Source organism: Amycolatopsis sp. PSD-21, assembly GCF_055561455.1.
In genome coordinates this window covers 2414346-2428372 of record NZ_CM145712.1, presented here as the reverse complement: position 1 = coordinate 2428372, position 14027 = coordinate 2414346, and the positions used below count along the sequence as shown (strand labels likewise).

Below are 14027 nucleotides of genomic sequence, written 5' to 3'. Positions count from 1 at the left end.
GGTGTGCCACCTCTATGCTCCCATGCCGCTCCGGGTGCGAGTGGGGGTCATCCCCGATGCGGCCCGTGGTGAGCTGTGGTGCCCTCGAAGTATGAGCACTTCACTGTCCCAGATACTCGACCGAACGTTCGGCCGTCCCCGGGGACTGCTCGGCCGGTTCGGTGGCCGGGCGATGGCCCACGGCAACGCCGCCACTGAGCTTCGCATCGTCGAGCTGGCGTCGATCGAGTCCGGCGAAACCGCCCTGGTCGTAGGCCCGGGCCCGGGCGTCGGTCTCGAGGCCACGGCCGGACGCGCGGGCCGCGCGATCGGTGTCGATCCCTCCCCGGAGATGCTCGCCCTCTCGCGCCGTCGCTGCGGCGACGAGGTGGAGCTGCGGCCCGGCACCGCGGCCTCGACCGGCCAGCCGGAAAAAAGCGTCGACGTGGTCCTGAGCGTCAACAACGTGCAATTGTGGGAGGACCGGGCGGCCGGATTCGCCGAACTGTTCCGTGTGTTGCGGCCCGGCGGGCGGCTGCTGCTGTCGTCGCACGAGAAGTGGCTGCCGGTCTCCCGCCACGAGCTGGCCGACGAAGTGGCCGCCGCCGGCTTCACCGACCTGCAGACCTGGACCTGGGAACCGCCGGGCCTCGGTGCCTCGCTCGCCGCTCAGCTGCGCGCGATCAAGCCGCTGAACTAACGCGGGTCAGTGCGCAACGGGTGCTCACGCGGCACCTCGACCAGCACGATCCTGGTGCCGTCCGGGTCGGCGATCCACGCTTCGTCCAGCCCCCAGGGTTCACGTCGCGCCCCGCGGACAGGCTCCAATCCCTTCTCCGCGAGTTCCTCGAGCGCCGCCGGCAGGTCCCGGACCTGGAGCCACAAGGCGACGTCAGGGGTCGGACCGGTCTTCCCGGTACCGACGATCTCGATCGACCCGTTCCCGGCGAAGAACACCGTCCCGCCGGGGAACTCCTTGTCGATGGCCAGGCCCAGGGTGTCCCGATAGAACGCCGTCGACACGTCGAGGTCCTTCGGGTGGATCAGCACCCTGCTGCTCAGCACGTCCATGGCTCAATCCCTACCGGATGGGTTCAGGCCATCGCAATCGCGGTGATCCCCGCCAGCACCACCACCGACCCGGCCAGCCTGCGGACGGCGTTCGCCTCCCCCAGGACCAGCCAGGCGGCAAGGCCACCCAGGACGATGCTCAGCTCCCTCGCCGGTGCGACGAGGCTCACCGGAGCGATCTGGAGGGCGTAAAGCACCAGCAGGTAGGCGACCGGCGACAACACGCCGACGACGAGCACCTCACGCTTGTGTTCGCGCCAGAGCCACGAGACCTCTCCACGGTCCTTCAGCGCGTACGGCGTCATGAGGACGCTCTGCACGATCGCGCCGGTTCCGAAGTAGACGATCGGCGGGACCCCGAGACCCGTGACCGAATGCGCATCCCACAGGGTGTAAGCGGCGATCGTGAGACCGGTCAGCAGTCCGTAGATCAGGCCTTTGCGACGGGCGACACGATCGGCGGCGTCGGCATGCGCCGGCGCCCGCCCTGACCCGATCACCAGCACCCCGGCGACGACGAGGAACGCGCCCACCAGGCCGAGCACGCCCGGCCGCTCGCCGAGCAACACGACGGCCGCGAGCACCGAGATCAGCGGCCCGGTACCGCGAGCGACCGGATAGACGACGGAGAGGTCGCCGACGGCGTAGCCCCGCTGGAGGACGACCCCGTAGGTGACGTGGAACACCGCGGTGACCACCGCGGCGAACAACCAGGTCCACTGTGGACGTTGCGGCTCCACGGCCAGCGAGACGGCCATGACGGGGACGAGCAGGACAGCGGACAGGCTGTAGTAAGCCCAGACGAACCGGGCTCCACCACGACGGATCCGCTTGGCCGCGAGATTCCAGCCCGCGTGGATGACGGCGGCGATGACGACGAAGGACAGGGCGGTGGCGTTCACGACGGACCTTTCACGTTTTCCGCGCATGCGGAAAACACCGGTCCTCCAGGCTTTTGTCCCGTCAGATGAACGGCGGCGCTTCCGGCCCCGCCGATGGTGCCGCTCGGACCTGTCCCGTCTGCCCTGATTGTGTGTTTCCCGAGCGGGCAGGCGGCGGAACCCTAGGCACTACGCTCCGCACCGTACCTCAAGCCCTCGTCCCGAGGTGGCCGCGAGCCACCCCTGGACGGCTGTTAAGCTTGCCTTTCACCGTCGTGTGGCATTCCGTCATGGAGGAAACCCGCGCGCTCTCACGAGTACGCAGGGCCGGTCACAGCGCGGCGGTGAAACCACCGAGAGATTCAAGAGGAGCGCCCCCGTGGCCAACATCAAGTCGCAGATCAAGCGCATCACCACCAACGAGAAGGCGCGTCAGCGCAACCAGGCGATCCGGTCCTCGGTGAAGACCGCGATCCGCAAGTTCCGTGAGGCCGCCGACGCCGGCGACAAGGCCAAGGCCCTGGAGCTGCAGAAGGACGCGGCCAAGAAGCTGGACAAGGCCGTGACCAAGGGCGTTCTCCACGCCAACCAGGCCGCCAACAAGAAGTCCGCGCTGGCGAAGCGCGCGAACTCTCTCTGATCGGCTTTCGAAGGGCCCCGGCGACGCGAGTCGCCGGGGCCCTTCGCCGTGTTCAGCGGCTTGTACCGTGGGCGTCGACGACCTCCAGGACGGCACGCTCCAACGCGTACTCCGGGTTGGCCGCGACTCCCTTGACCTCGGCGTTGAGCCGGGCGACCACCCGCATCGCGGTGGCGAGCCCGTCCTGGCCCCAGCCGCGGGCCTGTCCCTGCGCCTTGCGCACCTTCCACGGCGGCATGCCCAGCTCACCCGCCATCTGGTTCGGGTTGCCGCGACCGGCACCGGACACCCGCGCGATCGTCCGGACGGCGTCGGCGAGGGCGTCCGCGACCAGCACGTGCGGCACGCCCAGCTGCATCGCCCAGCGCAGCGACTCCAGCGCCGCCGCCTTGTCCCCGGCGACGGCCTTCTCCGCCACGGCGAACCCGTTCACGTCCGCGCGACCCCGGTGATAGCGCCGGACCGCCTGCTCGTCGACCGCTCCGCCGGCGTCCGCGACCAGCTGGGTCGCGGCCGACGACAGTTCACGCAGATCCGAGCCGACCGCGTCGATCAGCGCGAGCACCGCCGCACCGTCGATCTTCCCGCCGACCCGGCGGACCTCGTTGCGGACAAAGGATTCCCGCTCGGCGGGCTTGGTCAGTTTCGGGCACTCGACGACCTCCGCACCGGCCTTCTTCAAGGCGGTGGGGAGCCCCTTCGCGGCCTTGCTCCGGCCACCTCCGCTGTGCACGACGACGAGCACGATGCCGTCGGCGGGGGCCTTGACGTAGGCCATCACCCCGTCGGCGAGCTCCTGCGAGATGTCGTGCGCGGATTCGAGGACGATCACCCTCCCTTCGGCGAACAGGGAGGGGCTGACCATCTCCGCGAGTGCCGGGACTGTGAGGTCCGACACCCGGATCCGGGTGAGATCCGACGTCGGATCGGCCGCTTTGGCCGCGTCCGAAGCGCTGCGGACCGCGCGTTCGATCAGCAGCTCTTCCTCACCGAGAACCAGGACCAGCGGCGATGGGGCGGAAGCTTGCGTCGTCACGGTGACGATCCTGCCACTCCTCCTCTCGTGTGCTTTGTCCGGTGATGTGTTGCGGGCACGGTGGCCCCACCTGAGCCTCATGTCGTACGGTGTTGGCGAGGCGACGCGATCACACGCGTGCCGACAATCGAATACCGCTCATCCAGAGGGGCAGAGGGAACGGCCCGATGAAGCCCCGGCAACCGGCGTCAGCCTGTCATTCCGCGATCGCGGGATAGCTGACGAACACGGTGCCAATTCCGGCCCGCCATGGCGGGGCAGATGAGGAAAGGAACCTCGCGATGACCGCAACCCTCGGCACGACCTCCACCACCAAGACCCCGGATCTCGGACCGGCCGTCGAACTGGTGTCGAAGGAAGAGGGACACCGGCAGCCGCTCGCCCCCGAATTCGTTTCCGCCGAGGACTTCTCGCCGCTCGAAGTCGCCTACGACTTCGGCCGCGTGCGCCGCGAGGACATCGAAGCCGGACCGAAGAACATCTGGCGCTACAAGAAACTCCTTCCCGTTCCCTCGAACGTCGAAGAGATCCCCAACACCGAACCCGGCGCCACCCGGCTCATCCAGGCCGACAGGCTCGCGAAAGCCTTGGGCGTCAAGAAGGTCTGGGTCAAGGACGACACCGGCAACCCCACTCACTCGTTCAAGGACCGCGTGGTCGCCGTCGCTTTGGCGGCCGCGCGCGAGTTCGGGTTCGACGTGCTCGCCTGTCCCTCGACCGGCAACCTGGCCAACGCCGTCGCCGCCGCGGCGGCCCGCGCCGGCTGGCGGTCGGTCGTGCTGATCCCGAAGACCCTGGAACGCGCCAAGATCCTCACCACCGCCGTGTACGACGGTGACCTGATCGCGGTCGACGGCAACTACGACGACGTGAACCGGCTCGCCACCCAGCTCGCCGCCGAGCAGGAGAGCTGGGCGTTCGTCAATGTGAACGTCCGGCCCTACTACTCGGAAGGCTCCAAGACGCTGGCCTTCGAGGTCGCCGAACAGCTCGGCTGGCGGCTTCCCTCCCAGATCGTGGTGCCGATCGCCTCCGGTTCCCAGCTCACCAAGGTGGACAAGGGTTTCCGCGAGTTCGGACAGCTCGGCCTCGTCGACGAGACTCCGTACAAGGTGTTCGGCGCGCAGGCCACCGGCTGCTCCCCCGTCTCGGCGGCCTTCCGCGCCGGGCACGACGTCGTCCAGCCGGTCAAGCCGGACACGATCGCCCGGTCGCTGGCGATCGGGAACCCGGCCGACGGCCCCTACGTCCTCGACGTGGTCAACCGCACCGGCGGTGCGATCGAAGACGTCACCGACGAAGAGGTCGTCGAGGGCATCCGGCTGCTCGCCCGCACCGAAGGCATCTTCACCGAGACCGCCGGCGGCGTCACCGTCGCGACGGCCAAGAAGCTCATCGAAACCGGCAAGCTCAACCCGGACGAGGAGATCGTCCTGCTGATCACCGGTGACGGGCTCAAGACCCTCGACGCCGTCGAGGACAAGATCGGCCCGAAGGCCACCGTCAGCGCCTCGGCCGACGCGGTCCGCGAGGCTCTGGGCATCTGAGTTCCCGACGGCCCGCCTCAAGAACGAGGCGGGCCGCGGGGCTCGCCCCGGCGCACCAGGGCGAGGCCTCGCGCGTCGGCGACGACAGCGGTGTCGCCGTCCGTGTCCGTCCTGGCGACCGACGCGCCGATGGCCACCAGATTGTCCAAAGTGGACTTGTTCGGATGTCCGTAGGTGTTTCCGGCGCCGACGCTCACCAACGCCGCCCGCGGCGCGACGGCGTTGAGGAAATCCGGTGCCGTGTAACGGCTTCCGTGGTGCGGGACCTTCAGGATCTCGGCACCCAGTTCGGCGCCCTCGGCCATCAGGTCGGTCTGCGCCGCGAGCTCGATGTCGCCCGTCAGCAGCACCCGGCCCGCCGAGGTCCCGGCGCGCAGGACGACCGAGCCGTTGTTGATCACCGTGCCGTCCTGTTCGCGGACCGATCGACTGGTGACGTACCGCGGCCCCAGTACGTCCAGTGACAGCCCCGGCCAGTCCAGCCGTTGCCCGATCTCCAGCTCCAGCAAGGGAATCCCGCGGCGCGCGGTCTCGTCCGCGACCTGCTGCCACGCCCAGGCGGGAGCCCGGCCGGGGCCGACGGCGACCGCCCCGACCGACCTGCCCTCGAAGACGGATTCGAGACCGCCGATGTGGTCGGCGTGCAGATGACTCAGCACGATCAACGGCACCCGGTCGACGCCGAGCCTGCTCAGGCATTCGTCGACCGGCCCCGGCTCCGGCCCGGTGTCGACCAGGACCGCCCGCCCTTGCTCACCTGTGGCGAGGGCGACGGCATCACCCTGCCCGACGTCGCAGGCGACGGCACTCCACGACGCCGGCGGCCATGCCGGAGCAAGCACTCGCACCGGCACGAAGACGAGCAGTCCGACGGCCAACGCGACCGCCAGGAGGATCCTGGCGTGCCGCAGCCGGATGGCGACGAGCAGGACGATGAGCAATCCGGCCGCCAGTAACCCGCCCCACCAGCCATCCGGCCAGTCCAGGACCGCTCCCGGCGCACGGGCGCCGTGGCGGGCCACGGTGATGAGCCAGCTCGCCTCGGGTTCGGTCAGGCGGACCAGCAGAGTTCCCGCCGACGGCCACCACGGGCCGACGACGGTGGCGAGCACACCGAACACGGTGGCCGGGGCGACCACCGGCGCGGCGAGCACGTTGGTCACCACCGAGACGAGACTGACCGATCCCGCCATACCCGCGATGACCGGCGTCGTCACCACGAACGCGGCCAGCGGGATGGTCAGCCCCTCGGCGTAGCCTGCCGGAACACCGCGTCCGACCAGCCATTCCGCCCACCTCGGCGCCAGCAGTACCAGCCCGGCCGTGGCCAGCACCGAAAGCGCGAACCCGAAGTCGGCGGCCATCGCGGGGTCGGCCACGACGAGCCCCGCCACCGCGAACGCCAGCGCGGGCAGCGCCGAACCCCGGCGCCCCAGTGCCAGCGCCAGCAGCCCGACCGCCCCCATCACCCCGGCGCGAAGCACGCTGGGCGCGGGCCCGGCGAGGACCACGAACCCGGCGAGCCCCGCGGCGGCCGCGGCGGCGGAAGTCCGCGGCCCGACCCGGAGCACCCTCAGCAGGAGGAGGATCGAGCCGCAGACGATCGCCACGTTCCCACCGCTCACGGCCATCAGGTGGGACATGCCGGAGTCCGTGAACTCGCGTTCGACCCTCGGGGACAGTGTGCTCGTGTCCCCCACGACCAGCCCGGGCACGAGACCGGCCTGCTCCTCCGGGAGGACGGCGCACAGCTCCCGGAGCCCGGCGCGCAGCGATTCCGCGGCTCGCTGCCACCAAGGCTCCGGCCCGAGGGCGGACGGCGGGCCTCGCACCGAGAGGACCGCGACCGTCAGTTCGGCCCCCTTCGACGGCGCGAGCCGCCCCGAGGCGGTGACCTGCTGCCCGGGCAACAGGCCGGTCCACCCCTCGGCGGGAGCGAGCAGGAGGATCCGGCCGGCCGAATCCACCACCCGTTCACCCGTCACCGCGGTGTCCACCGTCGCGGCGATGACCACCAGGCGGGTGCCTGCCCGGCGATCGGCGTATCCGGCACCGCGGACCGGACGTGGCCGCTCGGTGACCACCACCCTCGTGGTGACGTCACTCCCCCGTGCGGCGGCGGCACGGAGGTCGTCGTACTCGGCGGCCCGGATCCGCAGCGCCACCGGACCGGCGGTGAGCACGCCGAGGACGGCCAGGGCACCCAGGCCCGCCACCCACCGGGACGCCGTCCGGCGGGCGCGGACACCGGCGGCGATCGCGAGCACCACGGCGGCCGCACCGCAGAGCATCGTGATCCACCAGCCGCCCAACAACCCGGAAAGAGTGCCGAGCCAGGCAGTCATCGCGGCCGGTATCAGCCGCAGGTCCTGCCCTCGCCACGACGCGGTGTCCACTTCGGACGGATCGGCGGACGGGTTCATCCGACGGACACCAATTCCCGGACCTTCTTGAACTTGCTTTCGCCGATCCCTTCTACGTCACGGAGTTGCTCGACGCTGGTGAACCCGCCGTGCCCGGACCGCCAGTCGACGATGCGTTTCGCCATCACTTCGCCGACCCCGGGCAGGGTGTCGAGTTGCTCGGCCGTGGCCGAATTCAGGTCGAGCTTCCCCGGCGGTGCCGCCGTTCCCGCCGCGGCGGGAACGGGGACGCCGACGGCCACCTGCTCGCCGTCGGTGAGCCGCCGGGCCAGATTCACTCCGGTCAGATCCGTTCCGGGCTGTGCCCCACCGGCCGCCGTGAGGGCATCGGCGACCCGTGCGCCCGGAGGGACCGTGACCAGGCCGGGTTTGAGGACCCGGCCGACGACGCTGATCACCAGAGGCGCCTTGCCCGCCGCGGCGGGGACGTCTCCGGCGGCCTTCGCCGACGGCAGGGGCGGCGGGGTCTCCGCCCCCGGCCGGTGTCCGAACAAGGCGATCGCGCCGGTCACGATCACGGCCACCGCGATCAGCACGGCCGCCACGACGAACCACCGCCGGTTCACCGGGATCCCGTCCGCCGTGAACCGGGCGGGCACCCAGCGGCGGACGAGCCTGCCCGCGGGCGGGCCCTGGGTGGGCGACGACAGCTGCGCTGCCAGCCACGCCAGCCTGGCGTTGACGGAGGGTCCCGATGTACGGGCGGTTTGGTCGAACACGTGAACGACGCTACGGAGCGGGAGTGGCGGGCGGCAGTGGTGATTCCCGAGGCTGTGGACAAGTGGGGTGTTGTGGACAACTCGGCCGCGGCCGCGCCCTGTTCACCGGTTTCCGTCGGGGAGGCGTGGGAGGCTTGCCGGTTTTCTAACCGGCTCGCTGGATCACGACGCCGAGCACACCGGGGCCGGTGTGGGCCCCGATGACGGCGCCGATCTCCGAGACCACGCACCCGTCCGGGCAGTTGATGGATTCCTCGAGCCGGTTGGCCAGTTCGACGGCGCGCTCGGGGGAAGCCAGGTGGTGGACGGCGATGTCGGCGAGCCCGCCTTCGGCCGCTTTCACGGCGAGTTCGACCAGGCGCGCCACCGCGCGATTCATCGTCCGCACCTTCTCCAACGGCTGGATCCGGCCTTCGGACATGTGGAGCACGGGTTTCACCGCGAGCGCCGTGCCGAGCAGGGCGGCCGCCGGGCCGATCCGCCCGCCGCGGCGCAGGTATTCGAGGGTTTCGACGGCGAACAAGGTCTCCGAGCGGCTCACCGCGTCGACCGCGGCGGCCTCCACCTCAGCGGGTTCCGCCCCGTCAGCGGCGGCACTCGCCGCGCGCAGAGCGGCGAAGCCGAGTCCCATCGCGGTGCTGCGCGAATCGACCACGCGCACCTTGTCCGGCCCGACCTCCTGGGCCGCGAGCACCGCGGCCTCCCAGGTGCCGGACAACTCCCGGGACAGATGCACCGACACGACGGCGTCCGCGCCCTCGGCCAGCGCGGCCCGGAACTCCTTGACGAATTCGGCGGGCGTCGGCCGGGACGTCGTCACGAGTCTGCGTTTGCCGAGCGCCTCGGCCAGGGCGGCGGGGCCCATTTCGAGGCCGTCGAGGAAAACGACGCCGTCCACGAGGACGTGCAGCGGGACCACCCGGATCCCGTTCCGTTCGGCGAAGCCTTCCGGCAGGTGGGCGGTGGAATCCGTGACTACGGCGACCGACACGGCAGTCAGCCTACGTTGCCGCGGGGCGGAGCACCGGGGCCATCAGGCGGGCCATTTCCGCGCCGACGGCGGCATGTCCCTCCCACCCCCAGTGCATTCCGTCCGGATTGCCCCGCCCGCTCAGCACGTGGTCGCCGACGACGGCTTCGAGATCCAGCAGCGGGACGTCCGCGCGACGGCCCCAGTCGGCGAGGGCGGCGGCGGCACCGGCGCGGGCGGTGTGGACGCGGCCGTACGAGTCGGATCGATGCACGGAGGGCAGCATGCCGAAGATCGGCAGCTCCGGTCGCAGCGTGCGCAAAGCCCCCACAGCGGTGTCGAGATACTGGACGGTGAGCTTCGACGGCAGGACCACCGGGCGCCCCCGGAGGGCGATCGCGAGCCGCGGTTGAGCGGCTAGATACGCCTTGCGCACCACGCGCCGCAGCGGGTCGGGCCGCAGATAGCGGAGACCGGTGCGCAGGTAGGTGGGCAGCGGCGAGGGCAGGGTGTCCATGCTGCCGACGGCCAGCACGACGGCGTCGACGTGATGCAGATCGGCCCAGACCCGCGGATCACCGATCAACGACCACCAGGCGTCGCGGGCGGTCCAGCCGAACCCCGCGACGAGGTCCGCGACGCCACCGAGCGCTTCGGCGGCGATGTTGGGCCACAGACGCGCGTCGTCGGCGGCGTGCGGGCCATCCGGGCCGTGGAAGCTGAGGGAATCGCCGAACACCAGCAGGCGCGGGGCCATGGTCAGCCGGTGATGCCCGCGTTGTAGGCGGCCAGCCGCCAGTTGCCGTCTCGCCTGGTCAGCTCGACCCAGTGACAGTTCGCGATCCCGCCCAGCGAAGGCCAGGACGGGACCGGCAGGCCGAGCAGTTTCGCGGTCAGCGCGATGATCAGGCCGCCGTGCGTGGCCAGCAGTACCGCGTCGCCGGCGTCGGAATTGGGCCGGTCGAGGTCCGCGACGACCTCCATCGCGCGTTCGGCGACCTCGACCCGCGACTCGCCGCCGGGCGGTGCCCAGGTCGCGTCGACGCGCCAGCGCGCGCGTTCCCCTGGGTACGCCTCGTCGACCTGCTGGCCGGTGAAGCCCTGCCATTCACCCAGATGGGTTTCCCGGAGGCGCTTGTCGATCCGCAGCGGGACGCCGATGGCCTCGGTGAGCACGGTGGCCGTGTCGGTGGCGCGGCGCAGATCCGAGGCGATCACCAGATCCGGCGAGAACCGGGCGAGCGCGGGCACGGCGAACCTGGCCTGGTTCCAGCCGACCGGTGTCAACGCGGAGTCCAGATGCCCCTGCATCCGGCCTGCCGCGTTGTAGTCGGTCTCGCCGTGGCGCCAGAGCACCAGCCGCCGCGGGCTCACGAGGCGCCTTGCGCGTCGGCGGGGTCCTCCTCGGCGGGTGTCTCCAGACCGGCGACCTCGATCCGCGGGCAGTCCTTCCAGAGCCGCTCGAGACCGTAGAAGGAGCGTTCCTCCTGGTGCTGGACGTGGATGACGACGTCGACGTAGTCCAGCAGGACCCAGCGGCCCTCACGGGCGCCTTCACGGCGGACGGGCTTGTGCCCGCCGAGCCGGAGCTGCTCCTCGACGTTGTCGACGATGGCGCCGACCTGGCGCTCGTTGGGCGCGGACGCGATGACGAAGGCGTCGGTGATGACCAGCTGGTCGGACACGTCCAGCACGACCACGTCGCTCGCCTTCTTGTCCGCCGCCGCATGGGCGGCCGCTACGGCCAGCTCTCGTGCCTCGGACGTGGCTGTCACAGTTCTCCTCAAACAGATGGCTTACTCGCGGGTTCGCCCGACGAGGGTACCCGGTCAGGCACCCCGGTCTTTCCGATAGAGGTCCTTTTTGGCGATGTAGCGCACCACACCGTCGGGGACGAGGTACCAGACGGGCTCCCCGCCTTCGACGCGTTCGCGGCACGCGGTGGACGAGATCGCCATCGCGGTCACCTCGACCAGGCTCACCTTCCCGCTCGGCAGATGCTGCGAATTGAGGCGGTAGCCGGGCCTGGTGACGCCGATGAAATGGGCGAGGTCGAACAGCTCGTCGGCGTTGCGCCAGGTGAGGATCTGTTCGAGCGCGTCCGCGCCGGTGATGAAGAACAGCTGGTCGTCCGGGTACTCGGCACGCAGGTCGCGCAGGGTGTCGACGGTGTAGGTCTGCCCGACGCGGTCGATGTCGACGCGGCTGACCGAGAAGACGGGGTTGGACGCCGTCGCGATCACAGTCATCAGATAGCGATCCTCGGCACGGGTGACCACCCTGTCGGACTTCTGCCACGGCTGACCGGTGGGCACGAAGATGACCTCGTCGAGCGCGAATCGCGCCTGGACCTCACTGGCCGCGACGAGGTGCCCGTGGTGAATGGGGTCGAACGTGCCGCCCATGACCCCGATCCTGCGTGGTGACATGGGTCGTGAGCCTATACAGCGCACGAGGCTCCACGCTCGGGTCGCCGGACCCACCGACCGGTGGTGATCTGGATCACATTACAGTCCGTTCCATGGATGAACGGTCCGTTCACGACATGCCGATCGCGACTTCGTCGGTGGCATGGGGTAGAGGTGGGGACGTGGACACATCGACTCTCCGGGATCGCGCCGAGACCCTCCTCCAGTCGTTGGCGGGCGAGGGCGCCCGCCTGCGTGACGACCAGTGGACGGCCATCGAGGCGCTGGTCGCCCACCGCCGTCGCGCGCTCGTCGTGCAGCGCACCGGCTGGGGGAAGTCCGCGGTGTACTTCCTGGCCACCGCGTTGCTGCGGGAACGGGGCAACGGCCCGACGGTGATCATCTCGCCGTTGCTCGCGCTGATGCGCAACCAGATCTCCGCCGCGGCGAGGGCCGGTATCCACGCGGCGACGATGAACTCCGCGAACCCGCAGGAGTGGGATCAGGTCCAGGCGGCGATCGCGGCGGGCGAGGTCGACGTCCTCCTGGTCAGCCCGGAGCGGCTCAACAACCCGGATTTCCGCGACACCGTCCTGCCGAAGCTGACCGCGACCGCCGGCCTGCTCGTGGTCGACGAGGCGCACTGCATCTCGGACTGGGGCCACGACTTCCGTCCGGACTACCGGCGGCTGCGGACCCTGTTGAAGGACCTGCCCGACGGTGTCCCGGTGCTCGCCACCACCGCGACCGCGAACGACCGCGTGGCCACCGACGTCGCCGAGCAGCTCGGCATCGGCAACGGGGGCGACACCCTCGTCCTGCGCGGCAGCCTGGACCGCGAAAGTCTCCATCTGTCGGTGGCCAAGCTGCCGACGTCGCAGGCCCGGCTCGCCTGGCTGGCCGAGCACCTGGCGGAGCTGCCGGGTTCCGGCATCATCTACACACTCACCGTCGCCGCAGCGCACGACGTCGCGGGGTTGCTGACCGAGCGCGGCTACCCGGTCGCCGCCTACACCGGGAAGACCGACCCGGCGGACCGGCAAGCGGCCGAAGACGACCTGCTGAACAACAACGTCAAGGCGCTGGTGGCCACTTCGGCACTGGGCATGGGCTTCGACAAGCCGGACCTGGGCTTCGTGGTCCATCTCGGTGCACCGTCCTCCCCGATCGCCTACTACCAGCAGGTCGGCCGTGCCGGGCGTGGCGTCGACCGCGCCGAAGTGATCCTGTTGCCGGGCCACGAGGACAAGGACATCTGGGCGTACTTCGGCTCACTGGCCTTCCCGGACGAGCTTCGGGTGACGCAGGTGTTGAACGCCCTGGCGTATGCGGACCGTCCACTGTCGACACCGGCGCTCGAACCGTTCGTCGAGCTTTCCCGGTCCCGGCTGGAGATGGTCCTGAAGGTGCTGGACGTCGACGGCGCCGTCCGCCGGGTGAAGGGCGGCTGGGAGGGCACCGGCGAGGAGTGGCGCTACGACAAGGAGCGCTACGCACGAGTGAGCGCGGCGCGGACCAACGAACAGAACGCCATGCTGGCTTACCTGGAGACCACCGGCTGCCGGATGGAGTTCCTGCGCAAGCAGCTCGACGATCCCGAAGCCACTCCCTGCGGACGATGTGACAACTGCACCGGAAGGCATTGGGACACCACGATTTCCGACGACGTCGTCGACGCCACCCGGCAACGGCTGCGCCGCCCGGGGGTCGAGGTCGCGCCGCGGAAGATGTGGCCGACCGGGATGGCCGGGCTGGAGGTCCCGCTCTCCGGGCGGCTGCCGGCGGGCGAGCAGGCCGAGACCGGCCAGGTCGTCGGCCGGGTGACCGACGTCGGCTGGGGCACGCGGCTGCGCGAACTCGTCGGCCCGGCCGCGGCGGACACCGAACTCCCCGAACCGGTCTTCCAGGCCTGTATCGAGGTACTCAAGGGCTGGCAGTGGACGGAACGCCCCGTGGCGGTGGTGGAAGTACCTTCCGCCACGCGACCTCAGCTGGTCCACAGCCTGGCGACGAAGCTGGCCTCGATCGGACGCCTGGAGTACCTGGGCGCCATCGCCTCGGCGGGGCCGCCGCCGCGTCAGGCGAACAGCGCGCAACGGCTGGCCGATCTGTGGAAACGCCTCAGCCTCCCCGAAGACCTGTCGGCGCGAGTGGCCGCGGCCGACGGCCCGATCCTGCTGGTCGACGACCTCATCGACACCGGGTGGACGATGACGCTGTCCGCACGGCTGCTCCGCCAGGCCGGAGCCCGTGCGGTGCTGCCGTTCGCTCTCGCCAGCACCTCGTAACCGAAGAGCCCGATCCCGACATTCGACAGGTTCTTTCCCGCGCGAGGACTTTCTGGCAAGGTTCC

General features: G+C 70.4%; 14 protein-coding genes and 1 riboswitch. Of the genes, 4 read left to right on the top strand and 10 right to left on the bottom strand.

The features are described 5' to 3' along the window. The first annotated feature begins 91 nt into the window (after positions 1-91). Positions 92-679: a class I SAM-dependent methyltransferase gene (locus ACZ1DY_RS11775; protein WP_465484347.1), complete on the top strand. Its 588-nt coding sequence runs from the start codon at positions 92-94 to the stop codon at positions 677-679. Here the strand turns inward: ACZ1DY_RS11775 and ACZ1DY_RS11770 are convergent. Together ACZ1DY_RS11770 and ACZ1DY_RS11765 are read right to left on the bottom strand one after the other, a co-directional pair. Continuing rightward, positions 676-1050 (bottom strand): VOC family protein, encoded by a 375-nt coding sequence (locus tag ACZ1DY_RS11770; protein ID WP_007034800.1) that lies wholly within the window; start codon positions 1048-1050, stop codon positions 676-678. The genes ACZ1DY_RS11775 and ACZ1DY_RS11770 overlap by 4 nt on opposite strands. Positions 1051-1073: 23 nt before the next feature. After that, positions 1074-1979 (bottom strand): EamA family transporter, encoded by a 906-nt coding sequence (locus ACZ1DY_RS11765; protein WP_465484346.1) that lies wholly within the window; start codon positions 1977-1979, stop codon positions 1074-1076. A gap of 331 nt (positions 1980-2310) precedes the next feature. On the opposite strand from ACZ1DY_RS11765, the gene rpsT reads away from it, so the two are divergent. Then, the gene (gene rpsT, locus ACZ1DY_RS11760) at positions 2311-2571 is read left to right on the top strand and encodes a 30S ribosomal protein S20 (protein ID WP_007034798.1); all 261 of its coding nucleotides are present in this window, start codon (positions 2311-2313) and stop codon (positions 2569-2571) included. A gap of 52 nt (positions 2572-2623) precedes the next feature. Here rpsT and holA read toward each other — a convergent pair whose 3' ends face one another. Then, on the bottom strand, positions 2624-3607 hold the full coding sequence (gene holA / locus ACZ1DY_RS11755) for a DNA polymerase III subunit delta (RefSeq protein ID WP_465484345.1): 984 nt from the start codon (positions 3605-3607) through the stop codon (positions 2624-2626). 135 nt (positions 3608-3742) lie between these two features. Beyond that, positions 3743-3875: riboswitch (SAM riboswitch) on the top strand. A 13-nt stretch (positions 3876-3888) separates the two neighbouring features. On the opposite strand from holA, the gene thrC reads away from it, so the two are divergent. Continuing rightward, positions 3889-5154 (top strand): threonine synthase, encoded by a 1266-nt coding sequence (thrC, locus tag ACZ1DY_RS11750; protein ID WP_005158594.1) that lies wholly within the window; start codon positions 3889-3891, stop codon positions 5152-5154. A gap of 17 nt (positions 5155-5171) precedes the next feature. On the opposite strand, the gene ACZ1DY_RS11745 is transcribed toward thrC, so the two are convergent. The 7 genes from ACZ1DY_RS11745 to nadD form a co-directional block, all read right to left on the bottom strand. Then, the gene (locus ACZ1DY_RS11745) at positions 5172-7577 is read right to left on the bottom strand and encodes a ComEC/Rec2 family competence protein (protein ID WP_465484344.1); all 2406 of its coding nucleotides are present in this window, start codon (positions 7575-7577) and stop codon (positions 5172-5174) included. Then, positions 7574-8296: a ComEA family DNA-binding protein gene (locus ACZ1DY_RS11740; RefSeq protein WP_465484343.1), complete on the bottom strand. Its 723-nt coding sequence runs from the start codon at positions 8294-8296 to the stop codon at positions 7574-7576. The genes ACZ1DY_RS11745 and ACZ1DY_RS11740 overlap by 4 nt, the downstream gene beginning before the upstream one ends. A 145-nt stretch (positions 8297-8441) precedes the next feature. Continuing rightward, positions 8442-9287, bottom strand: a complete 846-nt coding sequence (locus tag ACZ1DY_RS11735) for a DegV family protein (RefSeq protein WP_192745832.1) — start codon at positions 9285-9287, stop codon at positions 8442-8444. A gap of 10 nt (positions 9288-9297) precedes the next feature. Then, the gene (octT, locus tag ACZ1DY_RS11730) at positions 9298-10023 is read right to left on the bottom strand and encodes a diglucosylglycerate octanoyltransferase (RefSeq protein WP_465484342.1); all 726 of its coding nucleotides are present in this window, start codon (positions 10021-10023) and stop codon (positions 9298-9300) included. 2 nt (positions 10024-10025) lie between these two features. Continuing rightward, a complete protein-coding gene (locus ACZ1DY_RS11725; protein ID WP_465484341.1) occupies positions 10026-10640 on the bottom strand; it encodes a histidine phosphatase family protein in 615 nt (204 codons plus the stop codon). After that, positions 10637-11041: a ribosome silencing factor gene (gene rsfS, locus ACZ1DY_RS11720; RefSeq protein WP_016332398.1), complete on the bottom strand. Its 405-nt coding sequence runs from the start codon at positions 11039-11041 to the stop codon at positions 10637-10639. The genes ACZ1DY_RS11725 and rsfS overlap by 4 nt, the downstream gene beginning before the upstream one ends. Before the next feature lie 54 nt (positions 11042-11095). Beyond that, on the bottom strand, positions 11096-11695 hold the full coding sequence (gene nadD, locus ACZ1DY_RS11715) for a nicotinate-nucleotide adenylyltransferase (protein ID WP_091597568.1): 600 nt from the start codon (positions 11693-11695) through the stop codon (positions 11096-11098). A 161-nt stretch (positions 11696-11856) separates the two neighbouring features. Here nadD and ACZ1DY_RS11710 point away from each other — a divergent pair, with 161 nt between their 5' ends. Beyond that, positions 11857-13962 (top strand): RecQ family ATP-dependent DNA helicase, encoded by a 2106-nt coding sequence (locus ACZ1DY_RS11710; protein WP_465484340.1) that lies wholly within the window; start codon positions 11857-11859, stop codon positions 13960-13962. The last annotated feature ends 65 nt before the right edge of the window (positions 13963-14027 follow it).

Excerpts from the sequence above, each read along its gene's own strand:
- ACZ1DY_RS11775 (WP_465484347.1), top strand. The coding sequence starts at position 92 with ATGAGCACTTCACTGTCCCAGATACTCGACCGAACGTTCGGCCGTCCC.
- ACZ1DY_RS11770 (WP_007034800.1), bottom strand. The coding sequence starts at position 1,050 with ATGGACGTGCTGAGCAGCAGGGTGCTGATCCACCCGAAGGACCTCGAC.
- ACZ1DY_RS11765 (WP_465484346.1), bottom strand. The coding sequence starts at position 1,979 with ATGCGCGGAAAACGTGAAAGGTCCGTCGTGAACGCCACCGCCCTGTCC.
- thrC (WP_005158594.1), top strand. The coding sequence starts at position 3,889 with ATGACCGCAACCCTCGGCACGACCTCCACCACCAAGACCCCGGATCTC.
- ACZ1DY_RS11745 (WP_465484344.1), bottom strand. The coding sequence starts at position 7,577 with ATGAACCCGTCCGCCGATCCGTCCGAAGTGGACACCGCGTCGTGGCGA.
- octT (WP_465484342.1), bottom strand. The coding sequence starts at position 10,023 with ATGGCCCCGCGCCTGCTGGTGTTCGGCGATTCCCTCAGCTTCCACGGC.
- nadD (WP_091597568.1), bottom strand. The coding sequence starts at position 11,695 with ATGTCACCACGCAGGATCGGGGTCATGGGCGGCACGTTCGACCCCATT.